The organism is Actinosynnema sp. NPDC023658, assembly GCF_040639995.1.
GTDB lineage: Bacteria > Actinomycetota > Actinomycetes > Mycobacteriales > Pseudonocardiaceae > Actinosynnema.
The window spans coordinates 1-5,840 of sequence record NZ_JBFAAX010000366.1; the positions used below are offsets into that span (position 1 = coordinate 1).

The window sequence follows — 5,840 nt, forward strand, 5'->3', positions numbered from 1 at the left end:
CTTCCGGTTGGTGTCGCGCTGCTGCGGTAGAAAGAGGGTGATGCCCTGTGCGAAGCGCCAGGCGGCGTCGCACTCCGCACAGGTGGGACGGGCCGCCGTTGATCACGTCCAGCAGCAGGCGCACGGCGGCCGCGCCGCGTTCCGCGATCGGACGGCGGACCGCGGACAGGGCCGGCCGGACCAGGCGGCACAGGGCCGAGTCGTCCCAGGCGACCAGCGAGAGCTGGTCGGGCACCGTGAGGCCCAGCTCGTGAGCGACGCCGAGCGCCGACACGGCCATCACGTCGTTGTCGAACACCAGGGCCGTCGGGGCCGTGCCGCTGGTCAGCACGCGCCGGGTGACGCGGGCGGCGGCCTCGTCGGAGTAGTCGGCGTGGACGACCCGCGCCTCGCTCAGTCCCAACCGGGCGGCGGCCGTGGTGAACGCACGGGACCGCGTCTGCGTGTGCACGAACTTCGTCGGCCCCGCGACCCGGACGATCCGCCGGTGCCCGAGCGCCACCAGGTACTCCAGCACCTCCGCCACGGCCATCTCGTCGTCGGTCCACACGCACGGCAGGTCCGGCACGACGGGCTCGCCCAGCACGACCGCCGGCAACCGCAGCTCCTGCACCAGCTCCACCCGCGGGTCGTTCTGGACGAGGTCGACCAGCAGCACGCCGTCGACCCGCCGCTCGCCCCACCACCGCCGGTACGCCGCCAGCTCGGCCGCCGAGTTGTCCGTCACCTGGAGCAGCAACGACGTCGGCCCGCCCGCCAGCGCGCCCTGGATGCCGGAGATCAGCTGCATGAAGTAGGGCTCGACGCCGATCACCCGCGCGGGCCGGTCCACGACCAGCCCGATCGCGTTCGCCCGCCCGTCGCTCAACGACCGCGCGGCGCTGCTGGGCACCCAGCCGAGCCGGTCCGCGATGTCCATGATGCGGCGACGCGTGGGTTCCGAGACGCCCGGCCGGTTGTTCAGCGCGTAGGACACCGCGCCGGTGGACACGCCCGCGGCCTTGGCGATGTCCGAGATGGTCGGACGCTTACCTACCACCCGCGCCTCCTCGGTCGGTGATCATCGAGTCTAGACCGCTGTGTCGGCGGTCTCGCCCGGTAGGGTAATTAAGCGCTTAACGGATTCTGGGAAAGGGGACCGCCGTGCCCTGGTTCGACCTCTCCGAGCGGGAACTGGCGTCGTACCGGACCGCCACCGCCGAGCCGGACAACCTCGACCTCTGGTGGAAGTCCCGGCTGGAGGAAGCCCGCGCCGCCGCGCTGCCACCGGTGCTCACCCCCTACGCCGCGGACGCCTACGGGCCGCTCTCGGTGTGGGACGTCGAGTTCTCCGGGTACGGCGGCGACCGGGTGCGCGGCTGGTACATCCGGCCCGCCGGTTCCGGCGTCGAGTCGCTGCCGACCGTCGTCTGCTACATCGGCTACGGCGGCGGGCGCGGCCTGCCGTCGGAGCACGCCCTGCTGCCGTCCGTCGGCTACGCGGTGTTCGTGATGGACACCCGCGGCCAGGGCGGGCGGTGGACGCTCGGCGCCACCCCGGACTCCGGGTTCGCCGGCCCCGAGTACCCCGGCGTGATGACGCGCGGCATCGCCAGCCCGGAGACCTACTACGTGACGCGGCTGATGGTGGACGCGGCCCGCGCCGTGGAGGTGGCCGCCTCGCTGGACGGGGTGGACGAGTCGCGGATCGCGGTGTCGGGCGGCAGCCAGGGCGGCGGGTTGGCGCTGGCCGCCGCCGCGCTCAACGGCGAGGCGGTGAAGGTCTGCCACTCCGACGTGCCGTTCCTGTGCGACTTCCAGCGGGCCGTCACGATCACCGACGCGGAGCCGTACGCGGAGATCGCGAAGTTCCTGGCCCACCACGTCGAGCTGATCCCGACCGCGCTGGACTCGCTGCGGTACGTGGACGGCGCGTTGCTGGCCAAGCGGATCACGGCGACGTCGTTGCTGAGCGTCGGCCTGATGGACGAGGTGTGCCCACCGTCCACCGTGTACGCCGCGTACAACGAGATCACCGCGCCGAAGGAGATGGCGGTGTTCCCGTTCAGCGGGCACATGACGCCGCGGGTGCACGACGAGCGCAAGCTGCGGCACCTGCGCGCCCACCTGTGACGGAGCCGGTGTAAGGCGGGGCGTGAGGGGACCACCGCCATAGTCCCCTCACGCCCCTGCCCGGTCAGTGGACCCGGCGGCTCTCCGGGGGCCCCAGGTAGCTCGGCCTGAGGCCTCCCGTGTCCACGACCAGCTTCTGGACCACCACGGTGGGGTCGACCAGCCAGAACTTGAGCGTGTGCACGCCCGCGCTGAGCCGGTGGCCGGTGGCGGTCTTGTTGATGTTGTCCGAGGTGTTGCGCTCCCACTGCCGGTTCATCGCCGTGTCGTCCGCGCCGGTGGCGGCGGTGATGTCCACGACCTGCGGCGGCTGGTCGTCGAACGACACCGCGTACCGCAGGCCCGGCCCGGACAGCACCGGGTTGCGCGGCGACAGGTAGGCCCACACCGTGACCGGCCCGTCGGCCCGCACGGTCAGGTCGTACTCCAGCCTCGGCCCGTCCGGCTCACGGCTCGGCGCGGTCACCGGGAACGGCTCCACGCCCGCACCCGTGCGGCCGAGGCCGGGGATCCGCTTCCACCGCACGCCGTCGCCGTCCACGACCCGGGTCGCGTGCTCGGCCTCGATCGAGAGGTGACCGTTGGCCTCCACGAAGCCCTCCGGGTCGTCCAGGTCGTTCTCGACCACCGCCTGCACGGTCACCAGGGCGCCCGCGCCGGTGATGGTGACCGGGACGGTGGTGCGGCCCTTCGGCACGCGGTCCCAGTCGACGTCCAGGTGCACCCGCACCTGGTCGTCCACCGTGCCCTCGGTCCGGTCGGCGCGCAGCCACGACGCGCCCGTCGTGACCCAGTAGTCGAACGGGATCGCGCCCCGGTTGAACACCTCGACGTACTGGCCCGGCTGGGACTGGTGCGGGCTGAACGCGGGCAGCACCGGCGTGGACGTCGACGCGGGCCACCACTGGTCGGAGCCGTCGACCGCCACGCCCATCTCGGCCGCCTGCGGCAGCTCGACGCGCTTCACGGCCGGGAACACCTCGTCCGGCAGCACCACGTCGTCGCGCTCCGGCTGCTGCCACGACGCGATGGGCCCGTACCGGGCGACGTCGCCGTACCCGATCTTCGGCTGGGTCTGGAAGCCGTTCCACTTCCCGCCCGCCAGGACGGTGTTGTAGTACTCGGACATCGCCTGGTCGTCGGCGAACCGCGCCGCGGTGACGTCCGCGAGGTGGTTGGCCGACGCACGGCCCTGCGCCGCGTACCGCAGGTTGGTGAACTGGGCCAGGCGCAGCGCGTACAGGTTCGCCGTCGCCTTCACCGGGTAGTGCACCAGCTGGTGGTAGGCGTCCTGTGAGGACTCCGGCAGCGTGCCGCGGATCCGCTCGGCCTTCTCCGCCAGGCGTTCCCACCGCTCGGTGACGCGCTCGACCTCCCGGTAGTCGGTCAGGCTGAACGGGGACGCCTGGTCGTCGTAGGTCACCGCGGGGCCGTCGCCGGTCGCCCTGCGGTTGAGCAGCTCGGGCTTGCGGACGGACTGGAGCGTGCCGTACTCGTGCAGCACCTCGGCAATCGCACCGGCGTGGCGCGCGCCGAAGTTCTGCGCCGCGTAACGCTCCTGCCACTCCCCCAGCTCCTCCACGGGCCAGCGCGCGGGGTTCCACGCGTAGTCCAGGAAGAACTGGAGGGGCTGCTCGTTGCCCTTCACGTCACCCGCGTTGACGACCCACAGCCGGTCGATGCCGTACTCGTAGGACTGGTGGAGCTGGTCCCACACGTTGGGCAACGGGCTGGTGTCGACCCACTTGTAGCTGCGCCCGCCGCCGACGTAGTCGAAGTGGTAGTAGAGGCCGTACCCACCGGGGCGCGGCTCCGCGTCCCGCGCGGGCAGCTTGCGCATGTTGCCCCAGTTGTCGTCGCAGAACACGACGGTCACGTCCTCGGGCGGGCGCAGGCCCTGGTCCCAGTAGCGCTGGACCTCCTTGTAGAGGGTCTGCACCTGCGGCACGTCCGCCATCCCCGCGCGGGCCAGGATCTCCCGTTGGGAGCCCAGGATCTCGCGCATCAGCTCGATGCCGTCGCCGTCGGGCAGTTCCGCGTCCCCGTTGCCGCGCATGCCGAGGGTGACCACGCCCTCGAAGCCCTCGTCCTTCATGCGCTGGACGCCGTCGGTCCAGTACCGCTCGACCGCCTCGCGGTTGCGGCGGAAGCTCCACTCGCCGTTGCCGCCGTACGGGTCGCCCGCGCCCGCCTCGGCGTGCCGGTTCCACTCCTCGATGCCGCGCATCATCGGGGCCTCGTGCGAGGTGCCGATGACGATTCCGTACTCCTCGGCGGTCGCGTGGTTGAGCGGGTCGTCCTCGGCGAACGCCCGACCCCACACCGCGGGCCACAGGTAGTTGGCCTTGAGCCGGAGCGCGGTCTCGAAGACCTTGGCGTAGAACCGGTGGCCGAAGCCGCCCGGGTACCCCGGCGCCCGGCCCTCCCCGAAGTGCTTCGGGGCCCAGGTGCCCAGGGCCGGGTTCTCGTCGTTGACGAAGAAGCCGCGGTACTTCACGGCGGGTGTGCCCTGCCCGTGCCTGCCCGGCAGCACGTGCAGCTCGGTGCGGTGGGCCGGGGGGACGTCGGCCCACCACCACCAAGGCGACACACCTATCTCCCTCGACACGTCGTACGCGCCGAAGATCGTGCCCCGCTGGTCGCTGCCCGCGATGACGAACGCGCGCCCCACGCCCGGCACCGGGTTCCTCACCACCTGCTGCAGCGAGGTCTCCCACCTGCCCTCGATGGAGGACACGTCGAGCTCGCCGCGCTCTACCAGGCCGTCGATCACCGCGCTGCGGCCGAGCGTGCCGACGAGCACGACGTCGCCGCCCGCGTCGGCCACCGCCCGATCGCCTACGCCGACCACGACCCGGGGCCGCACGCCGGTGACGCGTTCGAGGTCGTCGCGCAGGTCACCGACGACCCGCACCACACCGGGGTGGTCGGCGTCGTCGACCACCAGGGTGGCGACCTCGCCCCGGGACGCCAACCGCAAGCGACCCCGACCGGGTCGGTCGACGACGTACCCCTCGACCCGGGTGGGGCCGTCGGGGGGCGTGGCCGACGCCGGCGTCGCGGGCGCGGGGAGCGCCGACGGCACCGGCAGGGGCACCAACCTCATGGTCACCTCATCGTGACGTGGTGGACACCGGGGTCACCAGCACGCGGTCGTGGCCGACCACGCGCGGCTCGCCGGTGAGGCGCACCGAGCGCTCCCAGCGGATGTCCTCGCTCGAACAGCCGACCTGGACCACGACCTCGCCGGTCTCGACGACGCGCTTCCCGTCGCGGCCGGTGAACGACGTGCGGTCGGCGTGCAGCCGGAACGACACCTCGGTGGCCTGGCCGGGCTCCAGGTCGACCCGGGCGAAGCCGACGAGCTGGCGCACCGGGCGGGTCACGCTCGCGACCGGGTCGTGCAGGTAGAGCTGCACGACCTCGGCGCCGGGCCGGTCACCGGTGTTGCGCACCAGGCACGACACCTCGACCTCGCCGTCGGACGGGAACTCCTCCCCCGCCGCGAAGTCGGACAGCTCGAACGTCGTGTACGACAGGCCGTGCCCGAACGGGTAGGCGGGCGACGGGTCGACCGAGCTGACCCCGCCCTTGGCGCCCAGCGGCGGGTGCAGGTAGGTGGTCGGCTGGCCGCCGGAGCCCCGCGGCACCTGCACCGGCAGCTTGCCGGACGGGTTGACGCGACCGCTGAGCACGCCCGCGACCGCGCCCGCGCCCTCTTCGCCGGG

4 protein-coding genes are annotated in these 5,840 nt (G+C 72.7%); 1 reads left to right on the forward strand and 3 read right to left on the reverse strand.

Annotated features, from left to right (window positions below):
• A partial coding sequence (locus tag AB0G02_RS26485; protein WP_360798600.1) for a LacI family DNA-binding transcriptional regulator occupies positions 1 to 1,039 on the reverse strand: 1,039 nt, incomplete at its 3' end.
• A 104-nt stretch (positions 1,040 to 1,143) separates the two neighbouring features.
• On the opposite strand from AB0G02_RS26485, the gene AB0G02_RS26490 reads away from it, so the two are divergent.
• On the forward strand, positions 1,144 to 2,112 hold the full coding sequence (locus tag AB0G02_RS26490; RefSeq protein ID WP_360798603.1) for an alpha/beta fold hydrolase: 969 nt from the start codon (positions 1,144 to 1,146) through the stop codon (positions 2,110 to 2,112).
• A gap of 64 nt (positions 2,113 to 2,176) precedes the next feature.
• Here AB0G02_RS26490 and AB0G02_RS26495 read toward each other — a convergent pair whose 3' ends face one another.
• Positions 2,177 to 5,218: a glycosyl hydrolase 115 family protein gene (locus AB0G02_RS26495; protein WP_360798606.1), complete on the reverse strand. Its 3,042-nt coding sequence runs from the start codon at positions 5,216 to 5,218 to the stop codon at positions 2,177 to 2,179.
• A 7-nt stretch (positions 5,219 to 5,225) separates the two neighbouring features.
• A partial coding sequence (locus tag AB0G02_RS26500) for a fibronectin type III-like domain-contianing protein (RefSeq protein ID WP_360798609.1) occupies positions 5,226 to 5,840 on the reverse strand: 615 nt, incomplete at its 5' end.

Excerpts from the sequence above, each read along its gene's own strand:
- AB0G02_RS26495 (WP_360798606.1), bottom strand. The coding sequence starts at position 5,218 with ATGAGGTTGGTGCCCCTGCCGGTGCCGTCGGCGCTCCCCGCGCCCGCG.